Source organism: Xanthomonas sp. DAR 80977 (assembly GCF_041240605.1).
Classification (GTDB): Bacteria; Pseudomonadota; Gammaproteobacteria; order Xanthomonadales; family Xanthomonadaceae; genus Xanthomonas_A; species Xanthomonas_A bundabergensis.
Map to the genome: position 1 here is coordinate 430,077 of NZ_CP162487.1, position 16,787 is coordinate 446,863.

At 62.2% G+C, this 16,787-nt stretch carries 20 protein-coding genes; 4 read left to right on the forward strand and 16 right to left on the reverse strand.

The window, feature by feature from the left end; all coding sequences use genetic code 11:
- Nucleotides 1-30: 30 nt before the first annotated feature.
- The 14 genes from AB3X10_RS01985 to AB3X10_RS02050 form a co-directional block, all read right to left on the reverse strand.
- A complete protein-coding gene (locus tag AB3X10_RS01985; RefSeq protein ID WP_369978609.1) occupies nucleotides 31-357 on the reverse strand; it encodes a DUF4288 domain-containing protein in 327 nt (108 codons plus the stop codon).
- 80 nt (nucleotides 358-437) lie between these two features.
- Nucleotides 438-764 (reverse strand): excalibur calcium-binding domain-containing protein, encoded by a 327-nt coding sequence (locus AB3X10_RS01990; RefSeq protein WP_369978611.1) that lies wholly within the window; start codon nucleotides 762-764, stop codon nucleotides 438-440.
- A 226-nt stretch (nucleotides 765-990) separates the two neighbouring features.
- Nucleotides 991-1,416 (reverse strand): hypothetical protein, encoded by a 426-nt coding sequence (locus AB3X10_RS01995; protein WP_369978613.1) that lies wholly within the window; start codon nucleotides 1,414-1,416, stop codon nucleotides 991-993.
- 59 nt (nucleotides 1,417-1,475) lie between these two features.
- On the reverse strand, nucleotides 1,476-1,940 hold the full coding sequence (locus AB3X10_RS02000) for a hypothetical protein (protein ID WP_369978615.1): 465 nt from the start codon (nucleotides 1,938-1,940) through the stop codon (nucleotides 1,476-1,478).
- Between the two features lie 72 nt (nucleotides 1,941-2,012).
- Nucleotides 2,013-2,819: a S1 family peptidase gene (locus AB3X10_RS02005; protein WP_369978617.1), complete on the reverse strand. Its 807-nt coding sequence runs from the start codon at nucleotides 2,817-2,819 to the stop codon at nucleotides 2,013-2,015.
- Nucleotides 2,820-2,900: 81 nt separating this feature from the next.
- Nucleotides 2,901-3,122 (reverse strand): hypothetical protein, encoded by a 222-nt coding sequence (locus AB3X10_RS02010; protein WP_369978619.1) that lies wholly within the window; start codon nucleotides 3,120-3,122, stop codon nucleotides 2,901-2,903.
- A gap of 181 nt (nucleotides 3,123-3,303) precedes the next feature.
- Entirely contained in the window at nucleotides 3,304-3,591 is a 288-nt protein-coding gene (locus tag AB3X10_RS02015) for a hypothetical protein (RefSeq protein ID WP_369978621.1), read from the reverse strand.
- A 63-nt stretch (nucleotides 3,592-3,654) separates the two neighbouring features.
- The gene (locus AB3X10_RS02020; protein WP_369978623.1) at nucleotides 3,655-4,035 is read right to left on the reverse strand and encodes a hypothetical protein; all 381 of its coding nucleotides are present in this window, start codon (nucleotides 4,033-4,035) and stop codon (nucleotides 3,655-3,657) included.
- 1,255 nt (nucleotides 4,036-5,290) lie between these two features.
- Nucleotides 5,291-5,626, reverse strand: a complete 336-nt coding sequence (locus tag AB3X10_RS02025) for a hypothetical protein (RefSeq protein ID WP_369978625.1) — start codon at nucleotides 5,624-5,626, stop codon at nucleotides 5,291-5,293.
- 52 nt (nucleotides 5,627-5,678) lie between these two features.
- Entirely contained in the window at nucleotides 5,679-6,047 is a 369-nt protein-coding gene (locus AB3X10_RS02030; RefSeq protein WP_369978627.1) for a hypothetical protein, read from the reverse strand.
- A 952-nt stretch (nucleotides 6,048-6,999) separates the two neighbouring features.
- Nucleotides 7,000-7,254 carry a hypothetical protein gene (locus tag AB3X10_RS02035; protein WP_369978629.1) on the reverse strand — a complete coding sequence of 85 codons (255 nt, stop codon included), beginning with the start codon at nucleotides 7,252-7,254 and terminating at the stop codon, nucleotides 7,000-7,002.
- 108 nt (nucleotides 7,255-7,362) lie between these two features.
- The gene (locus AB3X10_RS02040; protein WP_369978631.1) at nucleotides 7,363-7,692 is read right to left on the reverse strand and encodes a hypothetical protein; all 330 of its coding nucleotides are present in this window, start codon (nucleotides 7,690-7,692) and stop codon (nucleotides 7,363-7,365) included.
- Between the two features lie 64 nt (nucleotides 7,693-7,756).
- Nucleotides 7,757-8,503 carry a trypsin-like peptidase domain-containing protein gene (locus AB3X10_RS02045; RefSeq protein ID WP_369978633.1) on the reverse strand — a complete coding sequence of 249 codons (747 nt, stop codon included), beginning with the start codon at nucleotides 8,501-8,503 and terminating at the stop codon, nucleotides 7,757-7,759.
- A 576-nt stretch (nucleotides 8,504-9,079) separates the two neighbouring features.
- Entirely contained in the window at nucleotides 9,080-9,490 is a 411-nt protein-coding gene (locus tag AB3X10_RS02050) for a hypothetical protein (RefSeq protein ID WP_369978635.1), read from the reverse strand.
- A gap of 168 nt (nucleotides 9,491-9,658) precedes the next feature.
- Here AB3X10_RS02050 and AB3X10_RS02055 point away from each other — a divergent pair, with 168 nt between their 5' ends.
- Entirely contained in the window at nucleotides 9,659-10,678 is a 1,020-nt protein-coding gene (locus AB3X10_RS02055; protein ID WP_369978637.1) for an integron integrase, read from the forward strand.
- 141 nt (nucleotides 10,679-10,819) lie between these two features.
- Here AB3X10_RS02055 and ilvD read toward each other — a convergent pair whose 3' ends face one another.
- A complete protein-coding gene (gene ilvD / locus AB3X10_RS02060) occupies nucleotides 10,820-12,658 on the reverse strand; it encodes a dihydroxy-acid dehydratase (RefSeq protein ID WP_369978639.1) in 1,839 nt (612 codons plus the stop codon).
- Between the two features lie 294 nt (nucleotides 12,659-12,952).
- Between ilvD and AB3X10_RS02065 the strand changes: the two genes are divergently transcribed.
- The 3 genes from AB3X10_RS02065 (at nucleotide 12,953) to AB3X10_RS02075 (ending at nucleotide 15,049) form a co-directional block, all read left to right on the forward strand.
- Nucleotides 12,953-13,492 (forward strand): DUF1190 domain-containing protein, encoded by a 540-nt coding sequence (locus AB3X10_RS02065; RefSeq protein WP_369978641.1) that lies wholly within the window; start codon nucleotides 12,953-12,955, stop codon nucleotides 13,490-13,492.
- Nucleotides 13,493-13,529: 37 nt separating this feature from the next.
- On the forward strand, nucleotides 13,530-14,711 hold the full coding sequence (locus AB3X10_RS02070; protein ID WP_369978643.1) for a glutathionylspermidine synthase family protein: 1,182 nt from the start codon (nucleotides 13,530-13,532) through the stop codon (nucleotides 14,709-14,711).
- Nucleotides 14,712-14,860: 149 nt separating this feature from the next.
- Entirely contained in the window at nucleotides 14,861-15,049 is a 189-nt protein-coding gene (locus AB3X10_RS02075; protein ID WP_369978645.1) for a hypothetical protein, read from the forward strand.
- Nucleotides 15,050-15,266: 217 nt separating this feature from the next.
- Here the strand turns inward: AB3X10_RS02075 and AB3X10_RS02080 are convergent, their stop codons facing one another.
- Nucleotides 15,267-16,574: a PstS family phosphate ABC transporter substrate-binding protein gene (locus tag AB3X10_RS02080; protein WP_369978647.1), complete on the reverse strand. Its 1,308-nt coding sequence runs from the start codon at nucleotides 16,572-16,574 to the stop codon at nucleotides 15,267-15,269.
- Between the last annotated feature and the right edge of the window lie 213 nt (nucleotides 16,575-16,787).

Here is a 16,787-nt window from a genome sequence, read left to right on the forward strand (position 1 = left end):
GGAGTGCATGGTGGGTGTGTCCTGCTTGGGCTAACCGCTAGGCCGAGGATCGGGATGGTACTCGTAGGAGACGTAACGGCTTTCATAGAATTCATTGAGTTCGAGACGTGACTCAAAGAGCTCGGACCAAAGTTCATAGCCGTCGGTGAGAGCGTTGCCATCCTGTTCGTAGCCGACTTGATCGGGATGCGCCTCAAGGTTCAGGTCGGCCGCATAGGCAACGGATTCCTTGTCGGCTTTGGCGAAGGCCTCATCCTGGTCGTTTGCCTCGAAGGCGACGATGCGCTCCTCAAAGACGTTGGTTCCATCGTCTTTGGTTCCGAAGGCATACACCGTCCTTATCGCGTACCACCCCATGGCAGCTCCTACGCAGCCTGACGTCCGAATTGGGCCGACCCGGAAGTGGGCTCGGTCTGAATGAATTGCCAGCGCATAGTCTATCGACGCCCACGGGAAGGCTCGCACCCCACACCGTCGTTGTCACGGTCCAGGTGAGGCCCGTAGCCTGGATCGCCGCGATGGACCGGAGCCGCCCCCGCGGCACGGGCCTCCGTACAGTTGGCAAATGCGCGACTGCCCGACGTAGATCCTGAGGGGGAGAAGCTACTGGCAGGCGCATAGGAGCTGCGTGGAGGGAGTGGAGTGCTTCCGCCCCGGTGGCAGTGATAGTCACCCGTTTTGCGATTGGTGTGGCAGCCGTCCTTGTTGAGGCCGCCGCCATGCGCCCACGCGTTTCCGGTGATGGCCAAGGAAACGAGTGCCATAAGCGTTGAAATGAAAGATCGCACACAGCCCCCTGATGCGCGGAAAATCCCATTGGACCGTGGATGCGCGGCCTGGCACGATCCTCGTCGAGTCGTTGGCCGACGTCAATCATCGCAGACGCTGAGGCTGCTTCTGCATCTCCGTACGGCGATCGGCTCAGTCATTGCCGGTCAGGCTGACCGCCAGGAATTTTTGGGCGCCAACCCTATTGGCACGATCAATGGACTACGACAGGCCGCGCAGTATATCCAGCTTGTTGGGCGGGGCATCCGTTGCCATGAAGTCCGGGATGGTGCGTGGCGTTCGCCTGGGGCGGGAGAGGAATTGCACCGGCCACTCTGCCACCCGACGTTGCTTGACATGTACGTACCGCCCAGGCTCAGGCTCGTCTATGTACTCGTCCTGCAGGATCAGGGCCAGAGGCTCTTCCGAGCCCTGCGTGTCTTGCGAGAACGCCAGCGCCTCCTCATACGTTTCGAAGGGATAGTAGTAGTCACTCCCATCAGCGAGGTCCGGTGCGCCGCGCTCCGGGTGACACCAGACCCGATACTCTAGAACGGCGTCCCATACGTAGCCGCCACCAGCCTTTGCGCTCGCTGGATACGTGCCAACGAGCGCTGGATCTACAACTGGATGCGATGGAGCTGTCATTGGTACCTGGCGCCTGAATCTAACCCGATTCGCGAAGCGGACTCAGCTTTAATGAATTGCTATACAGCATAGCGCTTGAGAACTGAAACTTCCGCCGATGGCGCTAGCCAAAGTTCGAGGTGGTAGCTGTCATTGCCGGCCAATCCATCAGCAGAAAGCGAGCTCAGATTCGCATAGCTGACACGAACACGATAAGTGCCGGCCGGGACATCAATACGCGCTGCATCAGGGAAGTAGTCGGTGCATCCAGCAACAACGATACGTCCGCTCTGAATTGAAAGGGAGCATTCAACTATCTGGTCGAATCCGTCCTGATCCAACGGAGGCTCTCTGTCCAGGATCTCTATGGTCACCGGCACGTCCATGTTACGGACGGTGCCTATGCCGATGACGCCAGGAGCAACCGCGAGAAGGCGATTCGAGGCGTCTTCGGTCCAGGCGTCGCCGAGGCTGCCGTCAACGGGCTCGTCCTGCAGGTAGAACTGGTTGTAATCGGCGTACAGTTCGAAGTCGTAGCGCGGCATGGGTGCGACCTAATACCTGAATTGAACCGAGCCGCGAGGAGGGCTTCAGCTTGAATGATTGTTAGCGTCCGCCTATGGCTGAGTAGATACAACGCTCTCAATCCAATCGGTGTAATGGCTCAAGCGGACATTGCAGGTGATTTGACCATACTTCCCGGGCGTCCTGGCAGCGCTTTGAGGATCCGACCATGACGTCAGGCCGGCCACCAGCCAACCCTTGTCAGCCTGGATAAGGACGGGCCCGCCACTGTCGCCACTTCCTGAGCCGCCCTCAAGGGGGAGGGCGTCCGACGGCTTGTCGAACATATAGCAGAGCCAGCGGCCATCGGCGCTGGTCACCTTGTTGTACGCACGGCGAAGCTCCGTGCGGTGGGAGCTGCTGAATTCGTAGCCGGTGACTCCGTTACCCGTAGCGCCTTTTCCCATGATCTTGATGGTCTTGCCGAACTCGTCATCGCGCTTGTTGAGTGCGGCTGGAGAGACATCGGTAACGGGTTGTGCCAGTTTGAGAAGCGCGATGTCGTCCGAGGAGGAGAGCACCACCCGGAAAAGCGTCCAATCCCAAGTGGCTAGCGCCTGGTCAAGCAGCGCTTGTGGCGGCTTCTTGTATCCGGGGTGTACCACGAGGCGTTCAACGTCCCTGGATATCCCATTGATGGTGACCTGCTTGATTTCCGATTGCCACGTGACCGCATGGGCGGCGGTCACGACCCATTGCGGTGCGATCAGCACGCCGTGTCCCTCGCCAGGCATGTCGACCAGGGCAGGAAACTCGGAGGCCGGAACCCGATACTTCGAGTCATCGACGTCATCCCGAATGACGATTGCGCTTGCACTGAAGGATACGACCAGCGATGCGAGCAACAAGAGTCGGGTCATATGCGATGCCTTTGGAAGTATCTTCGAGTGGCTATGCCTGGATCAGGCAGGGCCGCAAAACGGCGTCCGCTGGATGAAGCATCAGGTAGCCACGGCGTGTCCCGGCCGCCAACCAAGGAGGCGGGCAGGCAGGAACAGGATCGCCCGCAGAAGCGCGAACATGGCAGAGAACGTGATCCCGACAAGGCGGAACGGCAGGGTGAACAACCAGGCGATTGGCCACAGGACCAAGGCCAGCAAGGCTAGCGGCCAGCACAGAACGAAGAGAAGGCACCAGGCAACGATCGCAATTAGCGCTTTCATGACACGACTCTTTTGGCTCGTGAACGGAACCGGAAGGATTGCAGATCATAGGGCGATGCGACGACTGGCGTGCGACGAACCAGCCAGAGCGTCGGATGAAACGCCAGATGTGGCGACGAACTTCCCTGCGGCCCAACGCCTGAATTGAGCCGCGCGAAGTGGCATCGGCTTGAATGAATTGTTATACCTCGCGCAGCAACTGAGCAAATGCCTGCGACGCAACGGCAATGGCTGCTAGGACGGCACCTGCTGAGTTCCAGCGCACCTGCGCCTCCATGGTTTCCTTCAACTCAGCACCGAAGAGTTCAATGCCGCCAAGGTTTGGCTTTTCACCAGTCTTCTCGGCACGTTTGCGACGCTTCTTAAGTGCGGCCTCCCTAGTCACCTTTACGTTGCTAGCATAGAGCCAGGCTCCAGCGGACATGAGGCTAGTAATGACGGAGAGCCATGTGAGTATCATTGCCAGCATGCTTGCACCGTATAACGCCTGAATTAAGCCGCGCCGCGAAGCGGCGTCGGCTTGGATGAATTGTTAGGTCACTTTGTAATAGCCATTGAATGCGAGTTGTATTGTGCGCAGGAGAGGGTATATCTCAGAAATTGCATTACTGCGAGCCGGGCCGCACTTTGCAACAGCAGAGCGAATCTCAGCTAAAAGCTCGTCAATTGAAAGAAGTGCTGCTTCACCTAGCGTGTCGCGGCCTTTCGGGTGAGACGGTAGCACTGCGATATGGCGTACTGGGGTTTCTGGCGGAAGCCAGCCAAACACTTCTGAGAAGACATACTTCTTTGCGGCGGAGAACTTCTTGGCAAATCTTGCCTCGCGCATGTCCCAAGTGTGTGCGTCAAGAGAGGGCTCGTAGTGGACAAGGTCCTGCGTCTTGGGGTTGTATGCGAGGACGTCAAGCTCCATTTCCCATCCTCCATGTTTTAGCAGACCGACTTTGACATTTCTGCGTACCAGATAGCCTTGCCAGTCTAGGTATTCGACGATTAGCTGTTCAAGATGCGACATGGATTGAAAGTGGTCTAACGCCTGAATTAAGCCGACCCACGAAGCGGGTTCGGCTTGAATGAATTGTTAGACCTGCCAACCGCGGGGCTGGAGCCCTCAAAGTGAAACTCTACCGGAATCTGGTGGTGGCAGGCTTGCTCTCGCGACGGATAGCGCCACTGTGCTACAGCGGAAAGGATGGCGTCGTTGTAGCCAACTGGTTGGCCGCGACTGCGGCCGATGGGGTGCCACTCCGCCGAGACAATGACCGGGGACTGCACATGCCCGGTAGGCCCAATGACAAAAGCGACTTGGGCTTTGCCAGAAAACTCATTGTGTAGCCGGGGTGGCAGCCTTGGTGCAACTGTAGCTGTAGGGGCAAGCCCGAACGAGCAGCGCGGGGGCGGCGCAGCTGCAGCGCACGCGCACAGCGCGATGCCGAGAGAAAAAACTATCAAGTTGTAGATTTCTCTCATGGCAGGTCTAACGCTGGAGTTAAGCGGCACGCGTTAGCACGTCCGCCTTGAACGAGTGGTTAGGCGCAGCGGCGATGTGGCTCATAGAACAGCCATCCAGTCCTGCGCCTCTACGTGCTTGAAGAACGAGTCGAACGCCTCGTAGGAAAAGTCGAGTGTAATTGAGTGCCCGCCCTTAGGATGCCGTTCGATAGATTGGATACGTTGCACCCCGGGCGCAGTTCCGATGAGCTCACGCAAATCGCGGACATCCGTATCTATGTGGGTCCCTTCGGAGCGTCGTCGCATCAGCCGAACGTGGAAGTGCATTCTAACTTGCCGCCTAACACTTGAGTTAAGCCGAGCTGCGGAGCGGCGTCTGCTTGAATGAATGGTTACGCCGCAGTGCCACGGAGTTTTCGGCGCGAAATTATGCCAGCGATAAGCATGGCGACCCCCAAAAGGAGAAAAAGGTAAGGCAGATAGCCCGGCCAGGGTAGCTCAGTAGGGACCATCCGAAAGAACCGTTGGGAAGCCTGTCCATCGCTTGGTAGCATCAAGGAGATCGGAAGCTGATCCAGGAGTAGCGGCGTGCCGAGTAGCCCGGTCAGCGCAACTAGCGCGCCGAGCACTATTACTAGGTTTGCGAGGATCTTCTTCATGAGGCCTAACACCAGAATTAAGCCGACCCGCCAAGCGGGTTCGGCTTGAATGAATTGTTAGGCCGCAACCAGGCCACCATGCGGATTAAGGAGCGCATACGTCACAAAGATTAGCGCTCCGATCCCCCATACCGCGAGCCATGACCAATACTGGCGCGGGTGCTCAATACGACTATAGCGTGCGATCCACCACTGATCGAGCGCATATCCAGAAAATAATTGCAAAATGAATGGTATGGCCATGCTTGAGGCGAACATCAGGCGGCCAACACTCTTGTCGAGCGCGAATAGGCCACTGCTAGCAACGGGAAGCAAAGCCAAGCCGCCGCATAGCGCGAACAACCACAAGAATGATCGTCCTTTTATCCGCTCGCCCATATCTAGCATTTCCACCTAACACCTGAATTAAGCCGAGCCGCGAAGCGGCTTCGGCTTGAATGAATTGTTAGGGCCCATTTGCGACCTTTGGCAGGTAGAAGTACGCCCCTAGTAGGGCAGTAGCGAAGAACATAGCCAGGAATAGGTTGAGCGCGGCGATAACGGCGGCCGCAAACAGCCGCACCTCAACAGGACGGCTCGAACGCCACAGGTACAGACCGGCCACTGCAGAAGTCACCGCGCCAATCCAAAGGATGGCTGGAGTGCTGGGAAGCCAAGCGGACCAGGCCCGCGCGACCATTGGTACGCGCAGCCCGTACGCCTCCAACTGGGTCTCAGGAAAGACCGACATAACTTGAAATAGGAAGCCGCCCGTGATGGCAGCGCCGAAAAGCCCGCAGAGGTAAATCCAGACACCGATGATGATCTTTGGCATGGGGCCTAACGCCTGAATTAAGCCGACCCGCGAAGCGGGTTCGGCTTGAATGAATTGTTAGGTGCCAACCAGATTGCCCGGCACCACGATGGACGCGCCAAACATTACACCAGGAGACCTGGGTTGCTGCAGCCAGGGCCTGCAGCGGACCGGGAAGATCGGACAGGCCTAGTGGGGTCTTCGGGCGACTCTGCAGCTCATACCCACCCAAGCCCTGCCGGGTTGTGCGATGGACGTCCGACCAATCATAGGCAAAGAGACCCCGCTTGGAAAAGGCAACAAAGTCGTCTGGCCGAGAAAGAGTCACGAGCAGATCCATGCTGGATGTTTCCGGCAGTGATAGGACAAGCTCCTCGGCGGCATCTGCGGAGACGAGCGCTGTGGTCGGAATCGGCCCCTCGCCGCCGGTTGTAAAGATTGCCACTTGTCCAATGGCATCAATGGCGAGCCACGCAGCATCAACTCCTTGAAGATCGCTGGGGGTAACCATTGGCACCTAACACCAGAATTAAGCCGACCCGCCAAGCGGGCTCGGCTTGAATGATTTGTTAGGCCGCGCCCGACTGATCACGCGACCACCCCAATTGCCCTCAACCGGTCAGCAACCTGCGTCAACGCCTGCGGGTGAGGTTGGAGCTTACGCAGAAAACGAGTGCGCCACTTAGTCCAGTTTGCAGCGACTGAAGGATCTGCCTTTGCGGAAGCACCAGGGTCGTCGTCAAAGCCGAACTCGAAACCGCAGCTACACATAGCAAATGAGGCGCTACCGTCGCTGTAGTAGGGCTGCTCGGCGAGCTCGACGCTGCCGCACACTGGGCAAGCCCAACTCCCAGACTCCGAACGGTACAAAGTTGCATCGGTGCCGTCTCTGAGAGTTACACGATGAGCTTCCATAGCGGCCTAACGCCTGAGTTAAGCCGCGCCGCGAAGCGGCGTCGACTTGAATGAATTGTTAGGTGGCATGCGCCTGCATAGTAGCCACCAAAAGTTTGTTGACCGCTTTTGCTGCCAAGGACGCGTTAGCAGAAAAGCCATGACAGCTCACAATCTGCCGGCCATCCATGGCGAGCGACTCACTAAAGTATGAAGTGTCACTCCACCAAGTAAATCTGGCAATGGCGTGGGGGAAGTCGAAGTCGAAGCGCACGGCGGAATTATCCGTCGGGTCGCCGTAGGTGATCTCGCAGGGAGTGTCAATACCGAACAAGACACATCCGGCGGCCCTGCTCTCAATCAGTTGTCGCGGAGTCTGCTCCATGCCACCTAACGCTTGAGTTAAGCCGCGCCGCGAAGCGGCGTCGGCTTGGACGAATTGTTAGGCCCCATCTTCTGGAGCCCGCGCGACGTCGCTTTCGACCTTTCCCCAGTCTATGACGCTCGAGAGCCATGGCCAGATGCGGTGACCCTGGCGTGCGCTGACGAGGAGCCCAAGAACAAGCCCGATGCCAGCCGCTACGACATTAGGCACGTATGTGGCGCCGAACGTGTAGGCGAAGAGCGCTGCGAAGACTACAAGAACGGCGATCCATTGGAGCAGCGGCCAGCGACTTGCCCAGAGCGAGCCGAAGAAAGTGCCGGACCGCGAGCGTGCCGCCAGCAAGCTGACAAGGAAAGCCTTACGCGCGGCAGCTTCATTGCTTGTCATGGGGCCTAACACCTGAATTAAGCCGAGCCGCGAAGCGGCTTCGGCTTGAATGAATTGTTAGGCCTCATAGGGACTGCACCAGCTCATTAAGCGCTGATGCTTTCCATACAATGCCCAAATCCGACTCCGCATTTATGCGGCCGCTGTATATGCCAATGAACTTCCAGACGGGGCCGCCAAACATTGCTTGGCTCCCGTCAGCCATGGGTACGCCACCTGCACTCCGATATGCAATGACCGGTGAGCCAGACTGGCCTTGACGACTACGGCAATCAATTAGCAATACGGGCAGATCATTGAAGTCAATGTCTGCCTCCGATGCCATGAATCCCGTGGCCCATACACCGAAGGCACCACCGGCGGTAATGCCGAACGGGAAACCAATGACACTCACTGTATCGGCCGGACCGACTGATATGGCTGGACCAACGTTTGCGGTGTCGTAAGGGTAAAGAACGACATCATCGAGCTGAGTCAAAGGGAGGGCGACGAAATCAGCCTTTGCGCCAAGTACGGGGTGTTCACGCCACCTGGGAGTGTCATCGGCATAAAGAGGCTCAACTCTTGGCACCCACTGGCCTAGATGACCGTTGCGATTGTGGACAACCGCAATCTCATTGGGTATGCCGCCAGTATTGGAAAGCGGCGCACCAGTGTCCTGGTGCCTGCCAGTGACGTTGTGCCGATTAGTTACAAGATAAGGACCATTCGCAGCTTGAACGACAAAGGCAGTTCCGGTGGACAGTGGCTGTCCATTGAACTGCATCTGTATGAGAAGCGACTGGACGGAGGGTTGTGCGATGGTTGGCATGAGGCCTAACGCCTGAATTAAGCCGACCCGCGAAGCGGGTTCGGTTTGAATGAATTGTTAGGTGTGCCGCCCATGATCTCTACGTGCATCCCCAACGTCATTGGCGGAAACATGTGGCGAAAGGTTACCTGCCAGCCATTGTCAGTAGCCAGAGAATACTGACTGACAGTGTCTTCTCCTAGCGGATCGGACTCCTCAATCTCGACAATGGAGAAAGGCAAGAAGGGAGTTGCCTCGACCAGTGGTACTGCCTCCACAGTGTGGCCACTAGGTGCAACGAAATGCAGTGCCTCGGACGCACAGGGCTGGAGGGTGAGGCCAAGGCCAGGATATCGATCCGGTCCCAGGTCCACCTCGCATGGGCTGATCTGGATGAGATCGCCGTCGGCTAACTCTAAGAAGGCATCGAATCCAACGATGGGCAGCGTGAGCTCGCCCACCCAGGCCGGATGGACTCCATCTGATCGGAAGATCCAGATGTTACGGACAGCTTTTCCGAATAGTAGAGATGCTTCCACGGACACCTAACGCCTGAATTAAGCCGACCCGCGAAGCGGGGTCGGCTTGAATGAACTGTTAGGGCTCATGCCGGGGAGTTGACAGTGACCGATAGTCGGTGTCAGCAGGAACCCAGAACAGGAAGCCCGAATTGGAAATCTCCAACGTGTCCGATAACCCACGCTCTCGCAGTTCTCGGCACAGTCCATCAATGCCCTCGGATGTTTGGATGATGTATCCCTCGGAGAGCACCTCACCGTAATGCTTCTCTGTGTTTTGATGGGCGAGGCTAACGAGATCGTTGGTGGAAGCGCCGATAGACCAAACATGTACGTCTTGGTCCGTGGCGTAGGTCTTGATGCGCCATGCGCCCTTGTCAGTGGCCAGGAACTGAACCGTGTCAAAAACATCCTTAGTCCCCTCTGCCTCAGAGTCATTGAGGTAGCTGCTTTGTACTGTAAGGAAGAAAACCACGAGTACAATCTTCATGAGCCCTAACTACTATTGGACCGCCTAAAAGCGGTGTTGCGCCAAGTATCGGCTAACGCCAGAAGTCTGGGAAGGGGGAATTCCTACTTCGTAACAATGACTTGCCGGATGGCAACCGATGGTCTTGGCGTCGATGCTGGTTGCGTTATCCGACGGTTGAGCAGGCGTATGAGTTACACCCGTGACGATGCAGGCGTAACGACGTGCCTGGCGCCCAAGCTGCTGGATCAGGTCCGTGGTCGGCTGCGGCTTCGCCACTACAGCCTGCGCACCGAGCAGACGTATGTCGGCTGGATACGGCGCTTCATCCTGGCCAACGGCAAGCAGCATCCAGTGCGGATGGGGCAGGCCGAGGTCGAAGCGTTCCTGACCAATCTGGCGACCCGGGGGCAGGTCTCGGCCGGAACGCAGAATCAGGCGCTGGCGGCGCTGCTGTTTCTCTATCGCGACGTTCTGAGCGTGGAGTTGCCCTGGATGGAGAATCTGGTGCGCGCCAAGCGGCCGCGGCGAATTCCGGTGGTGCTCTCGGCCGAGGAGGTCGCGCGCTTGTTGGTCGCGCTGGAGGGGCCTTGCTGGATGATGGCCGGGCTGCTTTACGGCAGCGGCATGCGGCTGCTGGAATGCCTGCGGTTGCGGATCAAGGATATGGATCCGGGGCGCGGTGAGATCGTGGTGCGTGACGGCAAGGGCGGCAAGGATCGACGTGTGCCGTTGCCAACGCGCCTGCGCGAGGCGCTGCTGCGGCAACGCGACAGGGCGCTGCTGCTGCACGCGGCGGATCTGGCCGAAGGTGCGGGGCGGGCGTATCTGCCGCACGCGCTGGCACGCAAGTACCCCAATGCCGAGGTCGAGTCGGGCTGGCAATACCTGTTCCCGGCCGCGCATCGGTCGGTGGATCCACGCAGTGGTCGGGTCGGCCGGCATCACGTGTCCGAGGAAGTCCTGCAGCGCGCAGTGCGGGCGGCACGGCGCCGGGCTGGCATCGTCAAGCCTGCGACCTGTCACACGCTGCGCCATTCCTTCGCCACCCACCTGCTGGAGGCCGGCCACGATATCCGCACCGTGCAGGAGCTGCTGGGCCACAAGGATGTGGCCACCAGGCAGATCTATACGCATGTGCTGGGGCGGGGGGCGTCTGCGGTGCGCAGTCCGTTGGATGGGCTGGGCGTCGGCGGCGAGCGACGCTAGCGTCAGGAAAAGCAACCCGGCTGTGGGCGTTTGTGGTCACGCGGCGGGATTGCTGGCCCGAGGCCACCCAGAGTTCCTCCCCCAGTGCAGTGCCGGGACGCCATGGAGAGCGCGGAAATCTGCGGTCTTCATGGCAACGTCTCAACCGTCCAACATCGCCTTGTCGCGCACCGCGCCCTTGTCCGCGCTGGTCGCCAGCAGTGCGTACGCCTTCAGCGCGGTGGTCACCTTGCGTGGGCGTACTTCGACCGGCTTCCAGCCTTGCGCGTCCTGCGCGGCGCGGCGGGCGGCCAGTTCGGCGTCGTCGACCAGCAGGTTGATGCTGCGATTGGGGATGTCGATCAGGATCCGGTCGCCGTCGCGGACCAGGCCGATGGCGCCGCCGGCCGCCGCTTCCGGGGAAGCGTGGCCGATCGACAGGCCGGAGGTGCCGCCGGAGAAGCGGCCGTCGGTGAGCAGCGCGCATTGCTTGCCCAGGCCCTTGGACTTCAGGTACGAGGTGGGGTACAGCATCTCCTGCATGCCGGGGCCGCCCTTGGGGCCTTCGTAGCGGATCACCACCACGTCGCCGGCCTTCACTTCGTCGGCGAGGATGCCCTTGACCGCCGAATCCTGGCTCTCGAACACCTTGGCGTTGCCTTCGAACACGTGGATCGATTCGTCCACGCCGGCGGTCTTGACCACGCAGCCATCGAGGGCGATGTTGCCGTACAGCACCGCCAGTCCGCCTTCCTGCGAGTAGGCGTGGGCGACGTCGCGGATGCAGCCGGCTTCGCGGTCGGCGTCCAGCGTCGGCCAGCGCGTGGCCTGGCTGAAGGCGATCTGGGTCGGGATGCCGGCCGGGCCGGCCTTGTAGAACGTGTGCACGGCCTCGTCGTCGGTCTGGGTGATGTCCCATTGCGCGATGGCGTCGGCGAGGGTGCGGCCGTGCACGGTGGCCTGGTCGGTGTGCAGCAGGCCGCCGCGCGCCAGTTCGCCGAGGATGGCGACGATGCCGCCGGCACGGTGCACGTCCTCGATGTGGTACTTCTGGATGTTCGGCGCGACCTTGCACAGCTGCGGCACATGCCGCGACAGGCGGTCGATGTCGCGCAGGGTGAACGGCACTTCGCCTTCCTGCGCGGCGGCGAGCAGGTGCAGGATGGTGTTGGTGGAGCCGCCCATCGCGATGTCCAGGGTCATCGCGTTCTCGAACGCTGCGAAGGTGGCGATGCCGCGCGGCAGCGCGGTCGGATCTTCGGCGCCGTACCAGCGGTGGCACAGTTCCACCGCGGTACGCCCGGCCTTGAGGAACAGTTGCTCGCGGTCGGCGTGGGTGGCGACCACGGTGCCGTTGCCGGGCAGGGCCAGGCCCAGCGCCTCGGTCAGGCAGTTCATCGAGTTGGCGGTGAACATGCCCGAGCACGAGCCGCAGGTGGGGCAGGCGCTGCGTTCGAACGCGGCGACCTTTTCGTCGGAGACGGTCGGGTCGGCGGCGATCACCATCGCGTCGATCAGGTCCAGGTTGTGCTCGGCGAGCTTGGTCTTGCCCGCTTCCATCGGCCCGCCGGACACGAACACGGTCGGGATGTTGAGGCGCAATGCGGCCATCAGCATGCCGGGGGTGATCTTGTCGCAGTTGGAGATGCACACCAGCGCGTCGGCGCAGTGCGCGTTGACCATGTACTCCACCGAGTCGGCGATGATCTCGCGGCTGGGCAGCGAGTACAGCATGCCGTCGTGGCCCATGGCGATGCCGTCGTCTACGGCGATGGTGTCGAATTCCTTGGCCACGCCGCCGACCCGCTCGATCTCGCGCGCCACCAGCTGGCCGAGGTCCTTCAGGTGCACGTGGCCGGGCACGAACTGGGTGAAGGAGTTGGCGATGGCGATGATCGGCTTGTGGAAGTCGGCGTCCTGCATGCCGGTGGCGCGCCACAGCGCGCGCGCGCCGGCCATGTTGCGGCCGTGGGTGGAGGTCTTGGAGCGATAGTCGGGCATGGGGGGGCGTCGTACGGTCGGAAGGCGGGCGGAGTGCTGGCGGAAGCGGTCGGCCCGGCCGGCCGCGAAGGGTTGCATCCGCAACCGTTTGCGCCGCGCACGTGGCCATCCGCCACGTTATCACGCGGCCCGTTCGGCTGCCCTGGCCGGCGATGAACCGGCGCTTGCCGCATGTCGCTGCGACGCCTGGCTGGCGCCGTGGCGTCGCGGATGAATGGGCCTGCGCGCTGCCGGCGATTTCCGTCCCCGGCCGGAACCAGGCATCATCCCGTTCTGTCGTCCGGGAGGGAACCGATGAAGCGATCCAAGAAGGCTGCGCTGTTGCTGATGGGCACCGCGCCGCTGCTGTTCACCGCCTGCGAGCGCGAGGCCAAGACCCAGGAAGGGCTGTACACCTCGGTGGAAGCCTGCGCGGCGCAGACCCACGACATCACCACCTGCCGCGAGGCGTTCAAGCAGGCGCAGCAGCGGTCGGCCGACCAGGGGCCCAAGTACGTCAGCCGCGAACAGTGCGCGCAGGAGTATTCCGCCGAGCGCTGCGTGGAGCAGCGCGACAGCCAGGGGCATTCGTTCATCGGCCCGCTGATGACCGGGTTCTTCCTGTCGCAGATGCTCAACGGCAACCGCATGGCCGGCTTCAACGCCGCGCCCGCCTACCAGGACCGGCAGAGCCAGTGGCAGCGTCCGGCCACCGGTGCCGGCGCGGGCGCGGCGACGGGCCTGCGCGGCAACCAGACCATGACCCACATCGGCGCCACGCCCAACCGCGCGGTCACCGTCAGCCGCGGCGGCTTCGGCAGCTCCAGCGGCGCGCGCGGCAGCGTCGGCGGCTGACCGCCGCGTCCCGCGCCTCGGCAACCAAGGCAAGCACATGCAACGCATCGCGATCGTCGAACGCGGCGACTGGCGCGCGCAGGCCGCCGAGTGCGGCTTCCGCTTCCACACCATCGGCGGCGAACGCTATTGGGACGAACGCGCCTATTACGCGTTCAGCCTGCGCCAGATCGAGCGCGACCTGGAGGATCCCAGCGCCGAGCTGCACCAGATGGCGATGGGGTTGGTCGGGGAGATCGTCGCCAGCGAGGCGTTGATGCAGCGGCTGGCGATTCCGCCGGCGTTCCGCGACTGGATCGCCGAGAGTTGGCGCCGCCGCGATCCGCATCTGTACGGGCGGCTGGACCTGGCCTACGACGGCAACGGCCCGGCCAAGCTGTACGAGCTGAACTACGACACGCCGACCTCGCTGTTCGAGTCGGCGTTCTTCCAATGGCAGTGGCTGGAAGACCAGCGTGCGCAGGGCCGCCTGGCGCAGGATGCCGACCAGTTCAACTCGATCCACGAGACGCTGGTGGAGCGCTTCGCCGAGCTGGCGGCGCAGCTGCCGCCGCCGCTGTATTTCGCCGCGGTGCGCGAGTCGGAAGAGGACCAGGGCACGGTCGCCTACCTGCGCGACTGCGCGGCGCAGGCCGGGCTGTACGGCGAGGCGATCGCGATCGAGGACATCGGCCTGTCCGAGGACGGCCGCTACACCGACCTGGACGACGGGGTGATCGGCGCGCTGTTCAAGCTGTATCCGCTGGAAGACCTGTTCGCCGAGCGCTTCGGCCAGGCCTTGCCGGGCTCGGGCCTGCGCCTGCTGGAGCCGCCGTGGAAGGCGGTGCTGAGCAACAAGGGCATCCTGCCGCTGCTGTGGGAGCGCCACCGCGGCCATCCCAACCTGTTGCCGGCCGCGTTCGACGACGGCGCCGCCCTGCCGCCGGGCTGGGTGCGCAAGCCGCTGCATTCGCGCGAAGGCGCCAACATCGCGCTGCACCTGGCCGACGGCCGCATGCTGCAGAGCGACGGTCCCTACCAGGGGCCATGCATCCTGCAGCAGGCGCATCCGCTGCCGGCGTTCGACGGCCGCTATCCGATGGTCGGCAGCTGGATCGTCGGCGATGCCGCGTGCGGCATCGGCATCCGCGAGGACGACGGCCCGATCACCCGCGACAGCGCGCGCTTCGTGCCGCATGCGATCGTCGAGGCGGGGCGGCCGGGCGTGCTGTATGCCTGAGCCTGAGCGATACCGTCGCGCGCCAGCGGCCGGGACCCACGCCGGGGCGATCCGGATCACGTGATGCGATCCTGCGCCGTCGCGGCTGCTGCGCAGCGGCCGGGCACCCTGTTTTACTGTAGCCATCCACTCCACGCAGGTGCCACGCCATGGATCGCGATTCGGTCGCGCAACGATTGCAAGAGTTGAAGGACAGTCGCCGCGCCGGCGATGCGCAGCTGCAGCAGCTGGATGCGCGCAGGAGCGAGCTGCAGCAGACGCTGATGCGGATCGATGGCGCGATCCAGGTGCTGGAGGAGCTTCTAGGCGATCGGCAGGAACCGCAGGCTTCGGCGTAGCGACCCTCGGCGCGGTCGCGTTGCTTCCCGGCGCCGCCGATCTCGCCCGGCGAGGCCTGCGGCGACGGTCGCGTGCCTGCGTCCGCCATGGGATCCGGCGATGCGGAGCGCATCGCGCCATCGCGATCGCTGCGTCGCATGCAACGCCCAGGCAACAGAAAACCGGCGGGCATCGCTGCCCGCCGGTCGAACGCCATCCTGGCGTGAAGCGTTGCGGTTACTGCACGCAGGTGTTGACCGTGTTCTGCGCCGAGGCGGTGACGCCGCCCAGGTAGGCGAAGCCATCCGGCAGCGCCGGGCGGGTGCTGGTGTTGTAGAAGATGTTGAACAGATCCTTGACCGCCTGGATGTGCGCGGCGCTGCCGTTGCCGCTGGTGAAGCCGGCCAGGTAGGTGATCGCCGCGATCGGGTAGGCGTTGGTGATGGCGGTGGTCGGGTTCACCAGGCGCACGCAGTTCTTCACCGCCGTGGTGCCGCTGCCCGGCACGGTGTTGACGGTCGCGCCGTCGAGCACGCGGCCGCTCAGCAGCGCCGACGCCGCCAGGGTCACCGGCGCCGGATTGCCGCTGGAATCCTTGCCGAAGTTCTTCGGATCGAAGCCGGCCACGGTCACGTAGCGGGCCGACTGCAGCAGCACTTCGCCGACGTCGGCATAGCCCAGCGCGTTGCTGTTGGTGACGCGCACCGAGGTCACCACGCCGTTGTTGCCGCTGGCGCCGATCGCGCGCGAGCCGTACACGCCGCTGGTGCCGCCCGGCAGGGCCGAGTTGAAGGTCTGGTTCGGGCTGAACACGAAGCCCGACGGCACGTTGCTGGTGCCGTTGCAGGTGCGCGCCAGGTAGCTGGTGAAGGCGAAGGTGGTGCCGCTGCCGTCGGTGCGGTAGACGATCTTGATCGGACCGGTGGTGCCGCTGCCGGACACGCTGCTCCAGTCGCTGACCAGGCCCGAGTAGATCTGGCAGACCTGGGCGGCGCTCAGGTTGAAGCTGGTGGTCGGGGTGCTCTGCGGCAGCGCGATCGCGCCGGCCAGGGTCGGGACCTGGACGATGCCGACGCGGCTGGCGGCGTTGCCGCCACTCAGGAACGCGTTGTAGTCGGCGGTGCTGTACGGCGCGTCGGTGCCGATGAAGTCCGGAGCGGCAGCGGCGCCGCTCAGGCCCAGCGGCGAGACGCTGAAGTCCTGGCAGGCCTGGTTGGCGGCGGTGCTGCCGGCCACGGTGTTCTTGCCGAAGCCGCTGCCGGTCTGGCAATACGACACCTTGTTGGTGCTGCCGTTGCTGTAGGTCAGGAACACCGAGCCGGTGCCCAGGGTCGCGGTGGTGAAGCCGCTGCCCGCGGTGTTGCCGGCATTGGTCGACAGGCGCGCGTTCGGGGTCACGCCGGTGTAGGTGTTGCCGACATACGGCTGCGCCGGGAAGGTGGCGCCGCCGCCGTACAGGTTCTCGGCCGCCATGGCCGAACCGGTGGACAGGGTCGCGATCGCAACGGCGATCGCGCTGATACGGGGGAAATGAAGATTGAGCACTTGCCTCTCTCCTTGGTGAGAAAACGACGGAATGGATCCGGGGGAATTCTTTACCTGTAGCGTGCTGGCGCCATCGACTGGCGCAGAGAAAGGTTGCGCTGGGCAGATGATAATGCGGCGACATTCGTCGGAACGTTTCTTTACCTGTGATGCGCAGTCTGAAATATCCCGCTTGTTATCGCGCTGACATGATGAATTGACCGGAAAATAACG